This window comes from Acidovorax sp. NO-1 (assembly GCF_000238595.1).
GTDB lineage: Bacteria > Pseudomonadota > Gammaproteobacteria > Burkholderiales > Burkholderiaceae_C > Acidovorax.
The window spans coordinates 1-846 of record NZ_AGTS01000042.1; the positions used below are offsets into that span (position 1 = coordinate 1).

At 59.3% G+C, this 846-nt stretch carries 1 protein-coding gene; it reads right to left on the minus strand.

Annotated elements, in window-relative coordinates; all coding sequences use genetic code 11:
- Window positions 1–846, minus strand: an 846-nt coding sequence (locus tag KYG_RS04035) for an IS481 family transposase (protein ID WP_008903555.1), incomplete at both ends; no start/stop codon positions are given.

The following is an 846-nucleotide window of genomic DNA, read 5'->3' on the forward strand; positions in this document are numbered from 1 at the left end:
TGTCGCATCCCGGACGATCATATGGTCGCTTGTTAAACAGATGCGGGTGCGACTGATACCACTGTTTCATGGCCTGCATGGGCGTACTGCTCTTGAGCGCTGATTGCGGCAATTGGTGGTTGTACAGCGCCACATAGCGCAACAAGGTTTGCTCCATGTCCTCGCGGCTGTTGAACCTGTGGGTCTTCAGGACGTCTGCAATACGCCCATTGAACCGCTCCACCATACCGTTGGTTCTCGGTGTTCTGGGCTTGGTCAGCCGGTGCTCTATGCCCAGCTCCTGGCACAGTTGATCGAACTCATGGTTGCCGCTGGGTTCGCGTTCCCGGCTGGCAAACAGGCGGTCTGTGAACTCCTTGCCGTTGTCGGTCAGCAGCTTGGTGATCCTGAGTGGACAGGCCTTGTGCAATGCCTTCAGGAAGGCTTGCGCACTGGCGGCCGTCTTGTTGGTCTTGAGCTGCACAAACACCCAGCGCGTAGCCCGATCAATGGCCACGAACAGATAGCGCCTGCTGCTCTCGTCCTGCATCTGGGGCAGGTACTTCACATCCATGTGCACATAGCCAGGCTCGTAGCTCTTGAAGGCCTTGTGTGCTACCGCAGGCTCCTGGGGTTTGAGGGCGTTGAGGTTGCCCGCGCCATGGCGGCGCAGACAGCGGTCCAAGCCAGAGCGTGAGACATGGGGGCAAATGAACTCGCGCGTGACCGCCAGCAGGTCATCCAGGGGCAGCAGCAGGGTACGCCTGAGGTGGAGCACCACGGTCTCTTGCGCAGGCGTGAGCACGGTCTGCAGGTGATGGGCCGTATGCGAGCGGTCTGCAAAAACATCGCGCTTCTTCCATTTGT